The sequence below is a fragment of the Pseudomonas sp. NY15435 genome (assembly GCF_048068295.1).
Classification (GTDB): domain Bacteria; phylum Pseudomonadota; class Gammaproteobacteria; order Pseudomonadales; family Pseudomonadaceae; genus Pseudomonas.
Window position 1 is genome coordinate 559,740 of sequence record NZ_JBLUQA010000005.1, and the last position, 18,844, is coordinate 578,583.

The window sequence follows — 18,844 nt, forward strand, 5'->3', positions numbered from 1 at the left end:
CGGCTGCTCAGGCGTTCTTCGGCGCGCGCCGCAGCGGGTAGGTCTCCCTGTTGAGACCCCGCAGGCCAATCCGTATTGGCGGGAAATACCGATTAATTGATTGTTCTTCTGCCGATCGTATGGCCAATGGCCTTTTATTTTGGGGGCAATTTGATAGATGGTTTTAGTGAAAGTTGCAAGGGGTGCGGATTATTAGGCGAGGCTTTGTAACAAGATAATATGGAGATATTTCCCACGGGTGCCACGGGTGTTTCCATAAGGCATTTGGCTTTCGGGCGGTACCAATAAAATTCCAGGTCCCTAACATGTTCGTGGGAGTGGCCACTTCCGCTCAATTAAGGATTGATAAAAGGAATTCATGATGAACAAGATTAAATTCGCTGCATTGCCGCTTGTGCTCGCCCTGGGCGCAGGTTTCACCACGGTGGCATCGGCAGATTGTTCAGCAAAACGCGCTTCTATCGAAAATCAGATTCAGCAAGCACAGAAGTATGGCAACGCCAACCAACTTGCTGGCCTGAAAAGAGCGCTCAGTGAAGTGAATGCTCACTGCACCGACGCCAGCGTTTCCAAGGATGCCGAGAAGAAAGTCTCCAAGCTCGAGAGCAAGCTGCGCGACAAGCAGGACGACGTTCGCGAAGTTCAGGCTGACCTCCGTGAGGCCCAGGCCAAGGGCGACGCCAAGAAAGTCGACAAGTACCAGAGCAAGCTGCAGGAGAAACAGGCTGAAGTGAAGGAAATCACCGCTGAGCTGCGTCAGGCTCAGGCGGAGTTGGCCGCACTGCGCGGTTAATCAGCCCTGCAATAGGGAAGAAGGCGCTTCGGCGCCTTTTTCTTTCCTTGGACTTTGATGTGAAGTTACTGGTGAATGAATTACTTCACGCGGTTATCGTTATTCATTGTTTCATGCTTGGCCGGCTCGTGCTGGGCCGATATGAAGGCGGCCCATGTGATGGTTAATGATACTTACAAGGGGCGTCTGGATATCGAGTTCGATAATGATCTGGATGCCTGTATTTCACCGCACTTATTGCGGCAGTTAAAGGTAAGGCAGGCAAGTGCCAAAAGCGCGGAGTTAACCGAAGGCGGCTGCCTGACGGCGCCGGCGTTACAGCGGCGCCATATAAGGAAGTCCTACGACGAGAGTACGCAGTTATTGAGGATAACGCTGCCAGGTTCGCAGGTGGAAGATGGGGATAATGAGCCTGATACGCGTCGCTGGGACAACGGGGTCACGGCGGGATTCGTTGACTATCGCCTCAACTACGCCCGTTATGGCGGTAGCCAGTATGCCGACGCGGATCGGCAGGCAAGCCTGTATGCCGACTTGAACACGGGGGTCAACCTGGACGCTTGGCGCTTGCGGTATGAGCCGGTCTATCAGCAGGAAACCTGGGGTAAGGCGCAGTGGTACACCGAACGGGCGTTGGCGTACCGGGACATTCCCGACTGGCGCAGCCAGCTCTCGATCGGCGACGGTGCGACGGCCTCGACGCTGTTCAACAGCATCCGCTTTCGCGGCGCCAGCCTGGCTTCGGATGAGCGCATGCTGCCGAACAGATTGCGCGGCACATTCCCCTGGATCAGGGGGTACGCGCACAGCAATGCCGAAGTGAAGGTTCGCCAGAACGGCGAGGTGATCTATCAGACCTTCGTTTCACCGGGAGCCTTTGTGCTCAAGGATGTCTATCCCCCCGATCACAGCGGCGACATTGAAACCACGATCAAGGAGAGCGACGGCACCGAGAGCGTGCGCAGGGTGCCTTATTCGGTCATGCCGAACCTGGTGCATGACCGCCAATGGAAGTACGACGTGACGGCGGGGAAGGTTCGTCCTTACCACGGCATCGATCAGGTGGAACCGACCTTCTACCAGATCGGCGTGGGGTATGGCCTGCCGAGCAATTTCACGCTCTTTGGCGGCTTCCTGGCGGCGGACATCTACCGCAGCGCTGCGCTGGGCATTGGCAGGAGTTTGGGGGAGTGGGGCACGCTATCCGTGGACTACAGCATCTCCAGCGCCGAGGACCCGCGACGAACCGAAAACGATCGTGGCGGCATGGCACGGCTGCGCTATGCCAAGGCATTCCCGACCCTGGAATCCTCCCTGAATGTGCTGGCGCAGTATTACCCCGACCAGCGCTATCGCACATTCGGCCAGACGGTGTCGCAACAGCAGACCTACTGGTGGGACTGGGAGGAGGGTGTCTTCATTGGAGTATTCGATGCAGAGAAGAAGTACCGATTGGAGGCCAGCTACAACCAGTACTTCTCGGAATCGGACAGCCTCTACCTGACGGTGGTGCGCGAGGCGATGCGAGGAAAGGACAGGGGCGAGACTTCCCTCGAGTTCGGCTACAGCGCAACCTGGGGTGACGTGGATGTTTCGCTTTATGCCGAATACACAGACAGCCTGTTCAACCAGGCGCAGAGCCAGCTCGGCGTCTCCTTCAGCATTCCCCTGGGCGCGTTGGGCGTGCCGCGGGTGAAGCTCAATCTCGACGAGACACTGGCACATAACGACTCCAGCAGCCGTCGCGCTGGCGTCAGCGGGACCCTGTTTTCCGACTTCAGCCTCAGCTATGACGCCAGTGCCAGCCAGAGCCAGCGCTCAGGGGAGGGCCAGGACGTGAGCCTGGATTACCAATACAACGCGGGAGAACTGCGCGTCGGTTACTCGCGGGGGGACGGGTATCGCATGCAGACCGGTGAGCTTTCCGGGAGCGTCGTGGCGCATTCGGGCGGTATCACCCTGGGCCAGAGCCTGGGGGAGACAGTGGCGATCGTCAACGTGGCGGACTCCCCAGGTATCGGGGTCGACAACCAGTACGGAGTCACCACCGACCGCTGGGGCAACGCGATCGTCACCACCCTCACGCCGTATCGTCTCAATCGGCTGACGCTGGGTACCTTCAGCCTGCCGGACGATACGCACCTGGCCGAATCAGAGGCTGAAGTGGTGCCCACCGCTGGCGCCATCGTGTTCACTCGGTTTCCGGCCGCCCGCCGCGGCGACGGCATGCTGGCGACTACTGCGCCGGAAATTGTGCGCGAGGCGGCGCCAGCTCTGCAGGCGTTGCCGCTGCCCGCAGCCGACAGCTCTGCGAATAGCTCTGTGCGCACATCGATGGCCCAGTCGGATGCCGTGAAGGGCGACCTGGTATTCACCCGCTTGCCATCCCACCCAGTCAATGCCGCGACGGCCACCCGGAGCTTCTCCAGCTCGCGCTGAACAGCGCCATCAGTGCTCGGCAGCGGGGCGACGCAGCAGGTAGGTATCCATGATCCAGCCGTTTGCCTCGCGGGCTGCCTGGCGGGTGCGCTGGATGTCTTCGCCAACCTCGGTGAGCCGCCCGCTGCGCAGGATTTCGTCCGGCGTACCGACGTAGGCGCCCCAGTAGATTTCCAGCTCCGGGTCGTCCAGCTGGCGGTAGGTGTCCTCGGCGTCGAGCATCACCACGACGCTCTCGGCGTTATCCGGGAAACCTTCAGCCAGACGCCGACCGGTGGTGATCAGCACCGACTGGCCGATGGCGTTCAGCGGTACCCGGTGGCGCGCAGCGAGGGCCTGCACGCTGGTGATGCCAGGGATCACCCGATGATCGAAACTCACCCGGCCCTCGCGCAGGATGGCGTCGAGGATGCGCAGGGTACTGTCGTAGAGCGACGGGTCGCCCCAGACGAGGAAGGCGCCGCACTGGCCCTCCTGCAGTTCGTCGGCGATCAGGCGTTCGAACACCTGCTGCTTGGCCTGGTTGAGGTCACGCACCTGCCCGGCGTAGTCACCTTCGCGGATGCGTTCGGGGCTGTCGGCTTCAACGATGCGGTAATCGGTACGGGTGACGTAGCGCTCGAGAATGTCCCGGCGCAGCTGGAGCAGCTTGTCCTTGCTCGCGCCCTTGTCCATGAGGAAGAACACATCCGCGCGGTTCATCGCGTTGATCGCCTGCACGGTGAGGTATTCGGGGTCGCCAGCACCGATGCCGATGATGAGCAGCTGCTTCATGTCTGGTCCTGCATCCGGTTCGTTGGGCTTCAAGACTACGCCTGTCCGGCGACGCGCTCATCTGCCGGATCGACACGCCGTTGCGGGAGATTGCCGATGGTCCGCTGCGGGCTGAATCCGATCGCGGACAGAGTCCGCTCCTACGCGCGAAATCGGATTCGTAGGAGCGGCCTCTGTCCGCGATGTTTCATCGCCGCAACGAGGTTTGCATCGCTCACCTTCGGCGCGGCGGAACCCGCCGGTCAGCCCAGCAACGCCGCGTCCTTGCGCAGCTCGCGGGCCGCCGCGACCATGTTTATCAGCGCTGCTTCCGTCTCCGGCCAGGCGCGGGTTTTCAAGCCACAGTCAGGGTTGACCCACAGGCGCTCGGCGGGAATACGCTGCGCCGCCTTGCGCAGCAGCTTGACCATCTCGTCCTTGCCCGGCACGCGCGGCGAGTGGATGTCATAGACGCCCGGGCCGATCTCGTTGGGGTACTCGAACTTCTCGAAGGCCTCCAGCAGTTCCATGTCCGAGCGCGAGGTCTCGATGGTAATGACGTCGGCGTCCATCGCCGCGATGGATTCGATCACGTCGTTGAACTCGCTGTAGCACATGTGGGTATGAATCTGGGTTTCGTCGCGCACGCCGGAGGCGCACAGTCGGAAGGCCTCGGTGGCCCAGTCCAGGTAGCGGCCCCAGTCGCTGCGGCGCAGCGGCAGGCCCTCGCGGAAGGCGGCTTCGTCAATCTGCACGATGCGGATGCCGGCGGCTTCCAGGTCCACCACTTCGTCGCGGATCGCCAGGGCCAGTTGGCGTGCCTGCACCTCGCGGGAGACGTCCTCGCGCGGGAAGGACCACATCAGCATGGTCACCGGGCCGGTCAGCATGCCCTTCATCACCTTCGCGGTAAGGCTCTGGGCGTACCTGATCCAGTCCACGGTCATCGGTTGCGGACGGCTCAGGTCGCCAAAGATCACCGCTGGCTTCACACAGCGCGAGCCATAGCTCTGCACCCAGCCAAAGCGGGTAAAGAGGTAGCCGTCGAGTTGCTCGGCGAAGTACTCAACCATGTCGTTACGTTCGGCCTCGCCGTGCACCAGTACGTCCAGGCCCAGATGCTCCTGGATCTCCACGGCGTGGCGGATTTCGCTGTGCATGGCCTCGGTGTAATCAGCGACGTTGAGCTTGCCCTGCTTGAACGCCTGTCGTGCTAGACGGATGGCGGAGGTCTGCGGGAAGGAGCCGATGGTGGTGGTGGGGAAGTCCGGCAGGTTCAGGCCGGCGCGCTGTTTGACGATACGCGCGGCAAAGGGCGAATGTCGCTGGCTGTCCTGCGCCTTGACGGCGGCCAGGCGGGCTTTCACCTCCGGTTTGTGAATACGCGGCGAGGCGGCGCGGCTGGCCTGCACGGCGCGGCTGCGCTGCAGTGCGGCCAGGACTTCCGGGGCTTCGGGCTGGTTGACGGCGCGGGTGAGCAGGGCGACTTCGGCGCACTTCTGCACAGCGAAGGCCAGCCAGCTTTTCAACTCGGCATCCAACTGGTCCTCGCGCTCCAGGTCCACCGGGCTATGCAGTAGCGAGCAGGACGGCGCGACCCACAGACGATCCCCCACGCGGTCATGGGCGTGGCGCAGCACTTCCAGGCTCTTCTCCAGGTCGCAGCGCCAGACGTTGCGGCCGTTGACCACGCCAAGGGAGAGAATCTTGTAGGCCGGCAGGCGGTCGAGGATAGTCGGGAACTGCTCCGGCGCGCGCACCAGGTCGAGGTGCAGGCCGTCTACCGGCAGGCCGGCAGCCAGCCCCAGGTTGTCATCCAGGCCGCCAAAATAGGTGGCCACCAGCTTCTTCAACGGCTCGCTCTGCAACAGGTTGTAGGTGCGCTCGAAGGCGTTCTTCCAGTCCTGCGGCAGGTCGAGGGCAAGGATCGGTTCGTCGATCTGCACCCACTCCACACCCTGCGCGGCGAGGCGGCGGAATATCTGGCCGTATAACGGCAGCAGGCGTTCCACGAGGTCGAGCTTGTCGAAGTCGTTGCCTTTGGTCTTGCCCAGCCAGAGGTACGTCAGCGGGCCGATCACTACCGGTTTTACCGCGTGACCCAGCGCGTGCGCCTCTTCCACTTCCTCGAACAGTTGCTCCCAGCCCAGCTCGAACTGCTGGTCAGCGCTGAACTCGGGGACGAGGTAGTGGTAGTTGGTGTCAAACCACTTCGTCATCTCTTGGGCATGCGCACCGCAGCAACCCGCACTCACGCCTCGCGCCATGGCGAACAGGGTCTGCAGGGTCGGTTTGGCGTCGCCGTGGACACGGAAGCGCTCGGGAATCACGCCGAAGGTCAGCGAGTGGGTCAGCACCTGGTCGTACCAGGCGAAGTCACCGACCGGCAGCAACTCGATGCCGGCGTTCTTCTGCACCTGCCAATGGGCGGCGCGCAACTCGCGGCCAACGGCGCGCAGGCCGGCTTCGTCCAGCTCACCCTTCCAGAAGGCCTCCTGGGCCTTCTTCAGCTCGCGGTCGCGGCCGATGCGGGGAAAGCCGAGGTTGTGTGCCAGCGCCATGTGAATCTCTCCAGTGAATCAACAATGGATAAATTCTCCCGGCGTTGCCTTCATGAGACAAACTCAATGTTCTTGTGATGAATATAAGAAATGTTCATGTTGATGCCGCGATTCAGGGCGAGCGGCGGATACGCTGGCGCGTTATGCGCCCTACGAGAAATGCCGCTAATCAAGGCCCATTGCCCTTGTACGCTGGCGAAACGGCGCACGGCGAAACCTGTAGGAGCGAGCTTGCTCGCGAACCCGGACCACCGCAGCGCTAGCGGCTGAACGCAGGTCGGTGCTACGCACCGCCGGCCCGCATTTGCCGGGCCAGGGCTCCGGGGGAAGTCTTCAGCTGGCGCTGAAACAACTCGATGAACGCCGAGGTCGATTCATACCCCAGCTCGCCGGCGATCAACGTCACCGACTCGCCGCGCTCCAGCCTTGGCAGCGCCGCCAGCAGGCGAACCCGTTCGCGCCACTCGCGGAACGACAGGCCGGTCTCGTCGCGAAACAGCCGCGCCAGGGTGCGCCGCGAGGCCCCGACGCGCTGTGCCCAGTCCTCGATGCCCAATCGTTCGCCGGGGTGCTCCTGGAGATGGTCGGTGACGCGCCGCAGCCGGGCATCACGGGGCAGTGGCAGGTCAAGGCCGGAATTCGGCGCATTGTGCAGTTCATCCACCAGCACCTGCATCAAGCGTGCTTCCGGTCCTTCGTCGGGATAGTCGCTGGCGAACTCGCTGGCGCGCTGGATGAGGTTGTCCAGCAGTGACGAGACTTCCACGACACGGCAAGGGCCGAGTCCCGCAGCGATATCCGCGGCCAGGTAGAAACTGCGGAACACCACGGCAGTCCGCGCTCGCACGCTGTGGGACACCCCGGGAGGCAGCCACATGGCGCGGCGCGGCGGGATGAGGCAGGCGTGTTGTTCGGTGCTGGCTTCCAGCACTCCGCTGGCGGCATACATCAGCTGCCCCCAGGGGTGGGTATGCGGCGCCACGCTGTGGCCGGATGGCATGTCGAAAGCGCGCAGCCAGACCGGCCGGGGAAGTGTGGCGAAGCCGGGAAGTGCCAAAGGATCCTGTCCCGTCAACGGCATAGCTTGTCTCTCTCACGGAAGTGGGCCACGAAGCGCCGATGGTAGCGTCTTCCCTGGTCAATAGCAGCCCGTGAAAAGGAGAACCCCATGAGCAGCCATCGCCAGCAGCAACGCCTGTCCATCCTCGACATCCGCCAACGCCGGGAAGCCGGCAGCCTCGTCGTGCTGACTGCCTATTCTGCGCCCATGGCGCGCCTGCTGGACCCGCACGTGGATGTACTGCTGGTTGGCGATTCACTGGGCATGGTGCTCTACGGCATGCCGCATACCCTGGCCGTGAGCCTGGACACCATGATCGCCCACGGCGCTGCGGTGGTTCGTGGCTCGCAGCGGGCGTGCGTGGTGGTGGACATGCCCTTCGCCAGCTACCAGGCTGCGCCGCAGCAGGCGTTCCTCGCCGCCACGCGGGTGCTCGCCGAAAGCGGCGCACAGGCGGTGAAGCTGGAAGGTGGCGCGGAGATGGCCGAGACCATCGCCTTCCTGGTCGAGCGCGGCATTCCGGTGATGGCGCATATCGGCCTGATGCCGCAGAAGGTCAACGCCCTCGGCGGCTTCAAGGTGCAGGGCAAGGAGGAAGCCGGCATCGCCCAGGTGCTGCGCGATGCCGATGCGGTGGCAGCCGCTGGTGCCTTCAGCGTGGTGCTCGAAGGCGTGCTGGAGCCGCTGGCGCGCCAGGTGTGCGAGCGCCTGGAGATCCCGGTGATCGGCATCGGCGCTTCGCCAGCCTGCGCCGGGCAGGTGCTGGTGACCGAGGACATGCTGGGGCTTTCCGGCGAGCAGATTCCGCGTTTTGCCGAGCAATATGTGCGGGTGGACGAGCTGATCTCGGCAGCGGCCGAACGCTTTGCCAGCGATGTGCGCGGGCGCGAGTTTCCGCAGGCGCGGCACTGCTTCGGGATGGATTTAACCCGTTGAGAGGGGGCGCAGCGGTTGGATCACCGCGGACGAAATCCGCTCCTACGAAAGCTGGCCCAGGCGTAGGAGCGGACTCTGTCCGCGATCGGGCGGCCGAGGTCAGACCCACTCGGTGCTGCGCTTGCGCCGCACGCGCAGCATGGTCGGCAGGATCAGCCCGGCCAGCAGGCCGGCGCCGGCGATGCTGCCGCCGTAGGCCATATAACGCATCAGTACCTGTTTGTTCTCGTCGCCCAATTGCGCCTGGGTGTCGCGCAGTTGCGAGCGCGCCTGGTTCAGCTCGGAGTCCAGGGCGCTGCGGGCGGCCTGCAGTTCATCGATGAGTTTCTTGCGCGCGTCCAGGGTTTCCTGCATGCCTTGCACGCGGTTCTTCCAGGAATCATCAATGGTCTGCAACTGGGTGGTCAGCTCGGTGACCTTCTGCTCCAGCGACGGCAGGCGTTCGGCCTGGCCGGGCTTGTCCTGCAGGTCCTTGCTGGCGATCCATACGCTGTTGCCGCTGTCGCTGCGCACCTGGCTGTAGTCGCCGGAGGTGCTGATCAGCTGCACCTTCTGCCCGGAGGTGAGGGTACCGACGATGCGGTAACCGTCAGTGGGGCCGCTGCGCACGTAGGTGCTCAGACTGTCGTTCACCCAGCGCGCGTTGCTGGCGGGCTCCTCGGCCTGGGCCGGGGCGCCGGCTGCCAGCAGGCCGGCGAGGAGGCAGGCACCGAGAGCGCGGGTCTGGGCGGGAGAAACTCGTGCGGGGATACGACGCGATAGGGACATGGGCAATCTTCACGTGACTTGAAACGAGACCCGCATTGCGGGAGCGAAATCGCCGGCCGGGTGACTTGCTTTGGAACGACGGGTTCAGAACTATCCGGGTGGCCAATGGCCAGGAATCCCACCCGGTGGGCCGACAGCACACAGACAGTTGTCGGATGCCGAGAGTTCACCGGTGGGAAATTGCACGGATGAGTGGTGGGAAAAGTCTGGCTATGGCGCTCCTGCGGATAACCGAATCGTCATCCGTGCCTCAGCTTCCCGTTAGCGGCGGCCACATAAGGTGGGGTTACTTCCAACCACCCAAGAGGTGACTGCCATGAAACTCTCCCGCTTCTTCCTGATCGCTGTTCTGACCGGCGTATCCTCCCTGGCGCTGGCCGACGGTGGCGGCGACATCACCTTCGCCCGCATGGAGCAGGCCCGCCAGCAGGTCATGCAGGCCCGCCAGAGCGCGCCCACGCCGACACAGATCGCCGAGGCGAAGCAGTACACCTATGGCATGAACCTGGATATCGCCGAAGTCGTGGCGGTGACGCCGATGAGCGCCGACTGCGGTGTGGTGCCGGTGCAGCTGCGCTACAAGGACTCCTTCGGCGAGGAGCAGGCCATCGAGTACCGCACCGAGCGCGTCGCCTGCCGTACGACCCGCTGATTCAGTCGGACGAGGCTGGAAACTTCAGGAGGAAGCGCGTCGGCCCTTCCTCCGAGCTCTGCGCACTGGCGGCGCCCAGGTGCAACTCCATGATCGAACGCACGATGGCCAGCCCCAGGCCCGTGCCGCCCTGCGCTCGCGAGCGGCCCTTGTCCACCCGGTAGAAACGCTCGAACAGGTGCGGCAGGTGCTGCGCGGCAATTCCGGCGCCGGGGTTCTCCACCTGTAATGTCACTGCATCCCCGTCGTCCTGAATCGTCACCTTGATGGGCTGGCACTCGGGCGTATGGCGGATGGCGTTGGACAGCAGGTTGGAAATGGCGCGCTGGATCATCAGGCGGTCGCCCACCACCAGCCCGTGACCTTCGATGACGATGCGCAGCGCCTTCTCTTCGGCGCTGAAATCGAACAGCTCGGCGACCTTCGCCGCTTCCTCCTCCAGGCGTACCGGCTCTTGTGGCAGCAGCGCGCGTGGGTGGCTGACCTGGGCGAGAAAGAGCATGTCGCTGACGATCCGGCCGACCCGTTCCAGCTCTTCGGTGCTCGCCGCCAGCACCGCTTCGTACTCTTCCTTTTCCCTTGGCCGTGACAGCGTTACCTGCGCCTTGCCCAGCAGGTTGCCGATGGGCGAGCGCAGTTCGTGGGCGATGTCGTCGGAGAACTGCGTGAGCTGCTGCACGCCGCCGTCCAGCCGGTGCAGCATCAGGTTCAGTGCCCGTGCCGCCTTGCCCAGTTCCCGTGGCAGGTCCTGCAGTGGAATGCGATGGCTGAGGTCCTGGGTGGTGACCAGCGAGGCCACATGGCCGAACTGCCGCAAGGGCAGCAGGCCGCGCTTGGCCACCAGGCGTGCGCCCAGGGCGATGAGCAAGAGTAGCGGCGGTACCGCCAGCCAGGCCGAACGCAGGAAGGCGCCGAGCAGTGCGTCGTCGTTGCGGCGATCCAGCGTCAGGAATACTCGCAGGGTATTGCCGTCGCGCAGGCGGATCAGGCTGCGCTCGGTGAGCAGTCGGCGGCCGTCCGGCGCGGTCCAGCCGAAGGCACGGCCGCTGCCGGCGAACTCATCGAGTATCGGCAGATCGGCATGCGGCCCGCTGCTGAACAGCGCCGGGCGCCCGCGCTGTTCATCGAGCAGCGCGGCGCTGAGATTATCGTGGCCCATCAACTGGTCCTGCAGGGCATGGCCGCGCAGGGGCAAGGCGGCGAGGCCGGGGTCGGCATCCAGCGCGTGGCGCAGTTGCCCGAGCTTGTCCTCCAGCTCGCGGTGGGCGCGCTGGTCCAGTTGGTGATCGAGGGCGAGATACGCGAGGGTCAGCAGCAGGAGCGTCAGCACCGAACCGAGCACGCCGACCCACAGCCCGATGCGCAGTGACAGGCTGGCCGGCTTCATGCGCGGGACTCCAGCACGTAGCCGACTCCGCGCAGGGTGTGGATCAGCTTGTCGGCGAAGGGGTCGTCGATCTTGGCGCGCAATCGGCGAACGGTGACTTCCACGACGTTGGTGTCGCAGTCGAAGTTCATGTCCCAGACCAGCGAGATGATCTGCGTGCGCGAGAGCACTTCGCCGCTGCGGCTCATCAGCAGGTGCAGCAGGGCGAACTCCTTGCTGGTCAGGTCGATGCGCCGGCTGTCGCGGTAGGCGCGGTGGCGGCCGGGGTCCAGTTCCAGCCCGCCGATTTCCAGCACCTGGGGCTGGTCGATGCGTTCGCTGCGGCGCATCAGCGAGCGCACGCGGGCCAGCAGTTCGGGGAACTCGAAGGGCTTGAGCAGGTAGTCGTCGGCGCCCAGGTCGAAGCCTTTCACACGCTCGGTGAGGCGGCCGCGGGCGGTGAGCATCATCACGCGGATGTCGCTGTGCTGGCGCAGGCTGGCGAGCACGTCCCAGCCATCCATCTGCGGCAGGTTCACATCGAGAATGACCAGGTCATAGGCGTACTGCCGGGCCAGGTGCAGGCCATCGACGCCGTTGTCGGCGCGGTCGACGACATAGCCGCTTTCGCTCAGCCCCTGTTGCAGATAGTCGGCCGTCTTGTGGTCGTCCTCGATGAGCAGGATTTTCATGGATAGTTACCCGGTAATTACGTGAAGAGTGGTGCCGCAGGCGCGGGAAAGTTCAGCGGCCTGCGAAAAACGCGCGCAGTCTAGAAGCTGTAGCGACTTCAGGGTCAATGCTGGTGATGTCGCATCCGGGGCCCCGTTAAAATATCGGGAAGTTACGTAGATGCTTGGTCTTAATGGGTTTTCAGATAATCAGAGGGTTCGCTTGGGTAGCGTTAATTGTTTCCTGAAGTTACCTGGAAGACGCGCGAGGCCTTTTTAAATACATACAACGGGAAACAGGCAATTGGCCAATTACATGTTTGTAATTATCCGGTCACCTTGTCGCTAGAGAGGCACTTCTAGATTCGCCGGTGGAAATGACGGGATGCCGTCGAAGTTGACTCCACCGTGCGAGGTTCGCCGTGCTTTCAAGACGTTCAGGTTTCGCCGCACCGGCAACGCTGCTGGCGCTGCTGCTCTGGCAATTCCCAAGCGGGGCGCAGGCCCGCGAGATCGGCATCGAGGATGCCCTGCAGGCCGCCGCCAGCGGCAACCCCGAACTGGCCGCCAGCAGTCGGGAAATCGGCATCGCCCAGGGCCTGCGTGAACAGGCGGGCCTCTTGCGCAACCCGACGCTGTCCTGGGAGCAGGAGGGCACCGAGTCGCGCAATCGCACCACCACGTTCGGTATCAGCCAGCCGCTGGAGCTGGGCGGCAAGCGCGCCGCACGGGTAGAGCTGGCCGAGCGCGGCCAGGACGTGGCGGCACTGAGCCTGGAAGCCCGGCGCAACCAGTTGCGCGGCGAGGTGATTGCGGTTTTCTACAGCGCCTTGCGCGCCCAGGAACGTGAGCGTCTGGCTCAACAGTCGGTCGAGCTGGCGCAACGGGGTGTAGTCGCAGCCGAGGGGCGCGTGCGCGCCGGCAAGGCTGCGCCACTGGAGGCCAACCGCGCACAGGTGCAACTGGCCGAGGTACGCCTGGAACAGGATCGGGCTAGCCGCGAGCGGGCCGACGCCAATCAGGCTCTGGCCACGCTGATGGGGCTGGCGTCAGCGGACTTCAGTGGCGTGCGTAGCGACAGCGCCAAGCCGTTGCCTGGGCTGCCCAGCCCCGATGAGCTGCTGAGCCGCCTCGGCGATAGTGCGGAAATGCGTCTGGCGCAGAGCCGCATCGAGGAAGGCGAAGCCGCCCTGCGACTGGCGAAAACCCAGCGCATTCCCGACCTCGACGTCAGCCTCGGCAGCCAGGAAGCCATCGAGGAGGGCAATCGCGACCGCATCGCGGTGATCGGTTTCAGCCTGCCGCTGCCGCTGTTCGATCGCAATCAGGGCAACATCCTCGCTGAGTCGCGCCGCGCCGATCAGGCCCGCGACCTGCGCAACGCCACCGAGCTGCGCCTGCGCCAGGAAACCCAGCAGGCGCTGCAGCAGTGGAGCACCGCCCAGGGCGAGGTGAATGCCTTCCGCCAGACCATCCTGCCAAGCGCCCAGACCGCCGTGGAAAGCGCCACGCGCGGCTTCGAGATGGGCAAGTTCGGCTTCCTCGAAGTGCTCGACGCCCAGCGCACCCTGATCACCGCGCGCGACCAGTACCTGCGGGCGTTGGCCCAGGTCAGCGACGCTTGGGGGCGGATCGAGCGGGTCTACGGCGATGTCGGCGCGACCCGCTAACCGCCGCCGCGCCTGGCTCGGCCTGCTGCTGGTGAGCCTGACGCCATCCGCCGCTGCGCCAACCGTGAGTCTGCCCGCGCACTGGTGCGTCCACGACCTCTTCAGCACCCTCCATCACCTTGCGCTGCCCACGCCACGGCGCGGCATCGCCGGATCTTCCCTGGAGCTTCCATGATCAAGAAAACCCCTCTCGCTGCCGCCGTGCTGCTGGCCTCAGCTCTAGGCGTCAGCGCCTACGCCTGGATGGGCAGCGAACAGGCTGGCGGCCGTCACCTCGACGACGCGACCCATGCCGACGGTGAGCATCACAATGGCGCTGCGCCGACGCGCCACGCCGAAGCCGCCAGCCATGCCGACAACGAACATCACGCCGCCACGGATGCGGAAGCCGAGGAGGCAGGCCTGCACCTGAGCCCTGCGCAGATCGAGGCCGCCGGCATCCGGCTGGCCACCGCCGGCCCGCAGGCGCTGGACGAAGCCTTCAGCCTGCCTGGCGAGATCGGCTTCGATCAGGACCGCACCGCGCACGTCGTGCCGCGCACGCCCGGCGTGGTGGAGTCAGTGGCGGTGGAACTCGGGCAGAGCGTGAAGAAGGGCCAGTTGTTGGCGGTGATCGCCAGCCAGCAGGTCTCCGAACTGCGCAGCGAGCTGGCCGCTGCCCAGCGCCGGGTGAGCCTGGCGAGCAAGACTTTCGAACGCGAGCGGGAGCTGTGGCAGGAGAAGATTTCCGCCGAAAAGGACTACCTGCAGGCGCGCCAGGACCTGGAGGAAGCGCGCATCGCCCTGGCCAACGCACAGCAGAAAACCAACGCGCTCAGCGGCGTGTCGGCCAGCGCTGGCGGCAATCGCTACGAGCTGCGCGCACCCTTCGACGGCGTGGTGGTGGAGAAGCACCTGGTACCCGGCGAGGTGGTCAGCGAGACCACGGCGGCCTTCACGCTGTCCGACCTGTCGCGGGTCTGGGCCAGTTTCAGCGTGGCGCCGCAGGACCTGGCGCGGGTGCAGGTGGGCAAGCCAGCGCGGGTGGAGGCGGCAGACCTCGGCATGCAGGTCGACGGCCGCGTCAGCTATGTCGGCAACCTGCTCGGCGAGCAGACCCGTAGTGCGGTGGCTCGCGTCACCCTGGCCAACCCCGATGGCGCCTGGCGCCCTGGTCTGTTCGTCAATGTGCGGGTGAGCAGCGCCTCTCGCCAGGTGGCCGTCGCGGTGCCGGAGCAGGCGATCCAGGAGGTGGAAGGCAAGCCCAGCGTCTTCGTGCGCAGCGCCGAAGGATTCGACCCGCGTCCAGTCGATCTCGGCGCGCGCAGCGCAGGTCAGGTCGAGGTGCTGGCGGGGCTCGCCGTCGGCGACCAGGTGGCGGCCGAAGGCAGCTTCGTCCTCAAGTCGGAGCTGGGCAAGAGCTCGGCGTCCCACGCGCACTGACGGAGCGAGAGCATGTTCGAACGCATCATTCGTTTCGCCATCGAGCAACGTTATCTCGTGTTGCTCGCCGTTCTCGGAATGGCCGGCCTGGGCATCGCCAGCTACCAGAAACTGCCCATCGACGCGGTGCCCGACATCACCAACGTGCAGGTACAGGTGAACACCTCGGCACCGGGCTTCACCCCGCTGGAGACCGAGCAGCGCATCACCTACCCGGTGGAGACCGCCATGGCAGGCTTGCCGGGCCTGCAGCAGACGCGCTCGATATCACGCTCGGGGCTGTCCCAGGTGACGGTGATCTTCAAGGATGGCACCGATCTGTTCTTCGCACGCCAACTGGTCAACGAACGCCTGCAGCAGGCCCGTGAGCAATTGCCTGAGGGCGTCGAGTCGGCCATGGGGCCGATTTCCACGGGGCTGGGAGAAATCTTCCTGTGGACCATCGAGGCCGAGCAGGGCGCGCGCAAGGAGGACGGCAGCGAATACACGCCGACCGACCTTCGGGTGATCCAGGACTGGGTGATCAAACCGCAGTTGCGCAACGTGCCCGGCGTGGCGGAGGTCAACACCATCGGCGGCTTCGCCAAGCAGTTCCAGGTGGCCCCGGACACCCGTCGTCTTGCGGCTTATCGGCTGACGCTGGCCGATGTGATCGCCGCGCTGGAGCGCAACAACGCCAACGTTGGCGCCGGTTACATCGAACGCAATGGCGAACAGTTGCTGGTGCGCGCGCCGGGGCAGGTGGGCAGCCTGGAGGACATCGCCAATATCGTCGTGGCCAACGTTGACGGCACGCCGATCCGCCTGCGCAACGTCGCTGAGGTCGATCTCGGTCGTGAGTTGCGCACCGGCGCCGCCACCGAGGATGGCCGTGAAGTGGTGCTCGGCACGGTGTTCATGCTGATCGGCGAGAACAGTCGCACCGTCGCCAAGGCCGCCGCCGAGAAGCTGGCGGAGATCAACCGCACGCTGCCGGCCGGGATCAAGGCGGTGACCGTCTACGACCGCACGCAGCTGGTGGACAAGGCCATCGCCACGGTCAAGCGCAACCTCACCGAGGGCGCGATCCTGGTGGTCGCGGTGCTCTTCCTGTTCCTGGGCAACATCCGCGCGGCGCTGATCACCGCCATGGTGATCCCGCTGGCGATGTTGTTCACCTTCACCGGCATGTTCAGCAACCGCATCAGCGCCAACCTGATGAGCCTCGGCGCGCTGGACTTCGGCATCATCGTCGACGGCGCCGTGGTGATCGTCGAGAACGCCATCCGCCGCCTGGCCCATGCGCAGCAGCACCACGGTCGCATGCTCACTCGCAGCGAACGCCTGCACGAAGTCTTCGCCGCCTCGAAGGAAGCGCGCCGCGCGCTGATCTACGGCCAACTGATCATCATGGTGGTGTACCTGCCGATCTTCGCCCTCACCGGCGTCGAGGGGAAAATGTTCCACCCCATGGCGTTCACCGTGGTGCTGGCGCTGCTGGGCGCGATGATCCTCTCGGTGACCTTCGTGCCGGCGGCCATTGCGTTGTTCATCACCGGCAAGGTCAAGGAAGAGGAAAACCTGCTGATGCGCAGTGCGCGCCGCGCCTACGAGCCGGTGCTGGATTGGGTGATGGCGCGCCGCGCGCTGTTGTTTGCCGGTGCTGCGGTGCTGGTAGTGCTTTCGGGGCTGCTTGCCAGGGGCATGGGCAGCGAGTTCGTGCCCAGCCTGGGTGAGGGCGATTTCGCCCTGCAATCGCTGCGCACGCCGGGGACCAGCCTGTCGCAATCGGTGGCCATGCAGGAGAGCCTCGAACGCCAGGTACTGGCGAAGGTGCCCGAGGTGCAGCGCATGTTCAGCCGCACCGGCACTGCGGAGATCGCCTCCGATCCGATGCCGCCGAATATTTCCGACGCCTACGTGATGCTCAAGCCCAAGGACCAGTGGCCCGACCCGAAGAAGAGCCGCGCGCAGCTGGAAGCGGAAATCCAGGAGGCCGCCAATGGCGTGCCGGGCAGCGCCTACGAGCTGTCGCAACCGATCCAGCTGCGCTTCAACGAGCTGATTTCCGGCGTACGCAGTGACGTGGCGGTGAAGGTCTTCGGCGATGACATGGAAGTCCTCAACCAGACTGCCGAGCAGATCGCCGGCGTGCTGCGCCAGGTGCAGGGCTCGTCCGAGGTGAAGGTCGAGCAGACCAGCGGCCTGCCGGTGCTCACCGTCAACATCGACCGCCAGCGCGCGGCGCGCTACGGGCTGAATGTCGGCGACATCCAGGACAACGTCGCCGTGGCCATCGGTGGCCGCGAGGCGGGCACGCTGTTCGAGGGTGACCGCCGCTTCGGCCTGATCGTGCGCCTGCCGGAAAACCTGCGCAGCGATATCGACGCCCTGTCGCGCATGCTGATCCCGGTGCCGGCCCCGGCCAATGCCACCGACTCGCGCATCGGCTTCATCACCCTGGGCGAGGTGGCGCGCCTGGAGCTGGTGCAGGGGCCGAACCAGGTCAGCCGCGAGAACGGCAAGCGCCTCGTCGTGGTCAGCGCCAACGTACGCGGACGGGATATCGGCTCGTTGGTCTCCGAAGCCAGCGGCAGCATCGAGCAGCAGGTGAAGCTGCAGGCCGGCTACTGGACCACCTGGGGCGGCCAGTTCGAGCAGTTGCAGTCGGCGGCCCAGCGTTTGCAGGTCGTGGTGCCGGTGGCGTTGCTGCTGGTGTTCACCCTGCTGCTGATGATGTTCAACAACGTCCGCGATGGGCTGGTGGTGTTCACCGGGATTCCCTTCGCCCTCACAGGCGGCGTTGTCGCGCTGTGGTTGCGCGACATCCCGTTGTCGATCTCCGCGGGCGTAGGGTTCATCGCGCTGTCGGGGGTGGCGGTGCTCAACGGCCTGGTGATGATCTCGTTCATCCGCAGCTTGCGGGAGGAGGGGCGTGGCCTCGACGAGGCGATCCGCGAGGGGGCGCTGACCCGCTTGCGTCCGGTACTGATGACCGCGCTGGTGGCCTCGCTGGGTTTCGTGCCCATGGCCCTGGCCACCGGCACCGGCGCGGAGGTGCAGCGGCCGCTGGCGACGGTGGTGATCGGCGGCATCCTCTCATCGACCACACTGACGCTGCTGGTGCTGCCGGCGTTGTATCGGTGGATACATCGGCGGGATGAGGAGGGGCAAGGCGCCTAGCTCTTGGGGGCGCTCCGGCGAGAGCACAACCCACAGAACCGATATGTAGGCGGATAACCCGGAACGGGTTATCCGCCGATTGCTTTGCGGCGGATAACGCTGGCGCGTTATACGCTCTACGAACGGGAAGTCTTCAAGAGTGGGGCCGGCCGAATGCTTTCGCAGGAGCAAGCTTGCTCGCGAATCGCCGGGCGCCGGTGCCTGCCCCGCAGGTGCGGACTACGTCCGCGATCAGAGCCGCGAGCCGCATTGAAACCATGCCATCTAACGGGTGTGCTCGTCGGGTAGGACGGTAGCGTTAGGTTCGCGAGCAAGCTCGCTCCTACAGTCTGGCTTGAAATCCCGCGTGCTTTTCGTAGGAGCGAGCTTGCTCGCGAATCGCCCGGCGCCGGTGCCTGCCCCGCAGGTGCGGACTACGTCCGCGATCAGAGCCGCGAGCCGCATTGAAACCAACTCATCTCAGAAGCGTGCTCGCCAGGTAGGGCGGTAGCGTGCGGTTCGCGAGCAAGCTCGCTCCTACAGTTCGGCTTGAAATCCCGCGTGCTTTTCGTAGGAGCAAGCTTGCTCGCGAATCGCCGGGCGCCGGTGCCT

At 64.8% G+C, this 18,844-nt stretch carries 13 protein-coding genes; 7 read left to right on the forward strand and 6 right to left on the reverse strand.

Annotation, left to right across the window (positions count from 1 at the left end; translation table 11 throughout):
* Nucleotides 1-361: 361 nt before the first annotated feature.
* Nucleotides 362-793, forward strand: coding sequence for a DUF1090 domain-containing protein (locus tag ACNFH5_RS15400; RefSeq protein ID WP_416747270.1), 432 nt, complete (start codon nucleotides 362-364; stop codon nucleotides 791-793).
* Between the two features lie 75 nt (nucleotides 794-868).
* Nucleotides 869-3,232 (forward strand): fimbria/pilus outer membrane usher protein, encoded by a 2,364-nt coding sequence (locus ACNFH5_RS15405; protein WP_416747272.1) that lies wholly within the window; start codon nucleotides 869-871, stop codon nucleotides 3,230-3,232.
* Nucleotides 3,233-3,241: 9 nt separating this feature from the next.
* Here the strand turns inward: ACNFH5_RS15405 and cobF are convergent, their stop codons facing one another.
* From cobF to ACNFH5_RS15420, 3 genes are all read right to left on the reverse strand, one after another.
* Nucleotides 3,242-4,006 (reverse strand): precorrin-6A synthase (deacetylating), encoded by a 765-nt coding sequence (cobF, locus tag ACNFH5_RS15410; RefSeq protein WP_416747274.1) that lies wholly within the window; start codon nucleotides 4,004-4,006, stop codon nucleotides 3,242-3,244.
* A gap of 242 nt (nucleotides 4,007-4,248) precedes the next feature.
* Entirely contained in the window at nucleotides 4,249-6,546 is a 2,298-nt protein-coding gene (gene metE / locus ACNFH5_RS15415; protein WP_416747276.1) for a 5-methyltetrahydropteroyltriglutamate--homocysteine S-methyltransferase, read from the reverse strand.
* A 283-nt stretch (nucleotides 6,547-6,829) separates the two neighbouring features.
* Nucleotides 6,830-7,627 (reverse strand): helix-turn-helix domain-containing protein, encoded by a 798-nt coding sequence (locus ACNFH5_RS15420; protein ID WP_416747278.1) that lies wholly within the window; start codon nucleotides 7,625-7,627, stop codon nucleotides 6,830-6,832.
* Between the two features lie 87 nt (nucleotides 7,628-7,714).
* Between ACNFH5_RS15420 and panB the strand changes: the two genes are divergently transcribed.
* Entirely contained in the window at nucleotides 7,715-8,542 is an 828-nt protein-coding gene (gene panB / locus ACNFH5_RS15425) for a 3-methyl-2-oxobutanoate hydroxymethyltransferase (RefSeq protein WP_416747280.1), read from the forward strand.
* Between the two features lie 99 nt (nucleotides 8,543-8,641).
* Here panB and ACNFH5_RS15430 read toward each other — a convergent pair whose 3' ends face one another.
* Nucleotides 8,642-9,310: a TIGR04211 family SH3 domain-containing protein gene (locus tag ACNFH5_RS15430; protein ID WP_416747282.1), complete on the reverse strand. Its 669-nt coding sequence runs from the start codon at nucleotides 9,308-9,310 to the stop codon at nucleotides 8,642-8,644.
* Nucleotides 9,311-9,626: 316 nt separating this feature from the next.
* Here ACNFH5_RS15430 and ACNFH5_RS15435 point away from each other — a divergent pair, with 316 nt between their 5' ends.
* Entirely contained in the window at nucleotides 9,627-9,962 is a 336-nt protein-coding gene (locus tag ACNFH5_RS15435) for a DUF2790 domain-containing protein (RefSeq protein ID WP_416747284.1), read from the forward strand.
* Nucleotide 9,963: 1 nt separating this feature from the next.
* On the opposite strand, the gene ACNFH5_RS15440 is transcribed toward ACNFH5_RS15435, so the two are convergent.
* Nucleotides 9,964-11,349 (reverse strand): heavy metal sensor histidine kinase, encoded by a 1,386-nt coding sequence (locus ACNFH5_RS15440; protein ID WP_416747286.1) that lies wholly within the window; start codon nucleotides 11,347-11,349, stop codon nucleotides 9,964-9,966.
* Nucleotides 11,346-12,020, reverse strand: coding sequence for a heavy metal response regulator transcription factor (locus ACNFH5_RS15445; protein WP_416747288.1), 675 nt, complete (start codon nucleotides 12,018-12,020; stop codon nucleotides 11,346-11,348). The genes ACNFH5_RS15440 and ACNFH5_RS15445 overlap by 4 nt, the downstream gene beginning before the upstream one ends.
* 401 nt (nucleotides 12,021-12,421) lie before the next feature.
* On the opposite strand from ACNFH5_RS15445, the gene ACNFH5_RS15450 reads away from it, so the two are divergent.
* From ACNFH5_RS15450 to ACNFH5_RS15460, 3 genes are all read left to right on the forward strand, one after another.
* On the forward strand, nucleotides 12,422-13,669 hold the full coding sequence (locus ACNFH5_RS15450) for a TolC family protein (RefSeq protein WP_416747290.1): 1,248 nt from the start codon (nucleotides 12,422-12,424) through the stop codon (nucleotides 13,667-13,669).
* A gap of 171 nt (nucleotides 13,670-13,840) precedes the next feature.
* Nucleotides 13,841-15,091, forward strand: coding sequence for an efflux RND transporter periplasmic adaptor subunit (locus tag ACNFH5_RS15455; protein ID WP_416747292.1), 1,251 nt, complete (start codon nucleotides 13,841-13,843; stop codon nucleotides 15,089-15,091).
* Between the two features lie 12 nt (nucleotides 15,092-15,103).
* On the forward strand, nucleotides 15,104-18,253 hold the full coding sequence (locus ACNFH5_RS15460) for a CusA/CzcA family heavy metal efflux RND transporter (protein ID WP_416747294.1): 3,150 nt from the start codon (nucleotides 15,104-15,106) through the stop codon (nucleotides 18,251-18,253).
* Nucleotides 18,254-18,844 lie beyond the last annotated feature (591 nt).

Coding starts and splice junctions, on each gene's coding strand:
- ACNFH5_RS15400 (WP_416747270.1), top strand. CDS start 362: ATGAACAAGATTAAATTCGCTGCATTGCCGCTTGTGCTCGCCCTGGGC.
- ACNFH5_RS15405 (WP_416747272.1), top strand. CDS start 869: ATGAATTACTTCACGCGGTTATCGTTATTCATTGTTTCATGCTTGGCC.
- cobF (WP_416747274.1), bottom strand. CDS start 4,006: ATGAAGCAGCTGCTCATCATCGGCATCGGTGCTGGCGACCCCGAATAC.
- metE (WP_416747276.1), bottom strand. CDS start 6,546: ATGGCGCTGGCACACAACCTCGGCTTTCCCCGCATCGGCCGCGACCGC.
- ACNFH5_RS15420 (WP_416747278.1), bottom strand. CDS start 7,627: ATGCCGTTGACGGGACAGGATCCTTTGGCACTTCCCGGCTTCGCCACA.
- panB (WP_416747280.1), top strand. CDS start 7,715: ATGAGCAGCCATCGCCAGCAGCAACGCCTGTCCATCCTCGACATCCGC.
- ACNFH5_RS15430 (WP_416747282.1), bottom strand. CDS start 9,310: ATGTCCCTATCGCGTCGTATCCCCGCACGAGTTTCTCCCGCCCAGACC.
- ACNFH5_RS15435 (WP_416747284.1), top strand. CDS start 9,627: ATGAAACTCTCCCGCTTCTTCCTGATCGCTGTTCTGACCGGCGTATCC.
- ACNFH5_RS15440 (WP_416747286.1), bottom strand. CDS start 11,349: ATGAAGCCGGCCAGCCTGTCACTGCGCATCGGGCTGTGGGTCGGCGTG.
- ACNFH5_RS15445 (WP_416747288.1), bottom strand. CDS start 12,020: ATGAAAATCCTGCTCATCGAGGACGACCACAAGACGGCCGACTATCTG.
- ACNFH5_RS15455 (WP_416747292.1), top strand. CDS start 13,841: ATGATCAAGAAAACCCCTCTCGCTGCCGCCGTGCTGCTGGCCTCAGCT.
- ACNFH5_RS15460 (WP_416747294.1), top strand. CDS start 15,104: ATGTTCGAACGCATCATTCGTTTCGCCATCGAGCAACGTTATCTCGTG.